A 216-nucleotide genomic window follows, 5' to 3' on the forward strand; every position below is an offset into this window, starting at 1 on the left:
GAGTCGAGGGCGGCCCGGAAGTGGGTCAGCCAGCGGTCCCGGGCAGCGGTGTCGACGGGGAACGGCGCGTGCCGCATCCGCAGGCGGGGATGGCCGCGGCGCTCGGAGTACGTCGTCGGCCCGCCCCAGTACTGCACGAGGAACAGCAGGAACCGCTCCTCGGCGGGGCCGAGGTCCTCCTCGGGGTAGAGCGGCCGGAGCACCTCGTCGCCGGCC

At 75.5% G+C, this 216-nt stretch carries 1 pseudogene; it reads right to left on the reverse strand.

Annotated elements, in window-relative coordinates:
• Positions 1–215, reverse strand: a pseudogene (locus tag F0U47_RS20375) (globin domain-containing protein); the annotation flags it as partial.
• Position 216 lies beyond the last annotated feature (1 nt).

This window comes from Nocardioides antri, assembly GCF_008373765.1.
GTDB lineage: Bacteria > Actinomycetota > Actinomycetes > Propionibacteriales > Nocardioidaceae > Nocardioides > Nocardioides antri.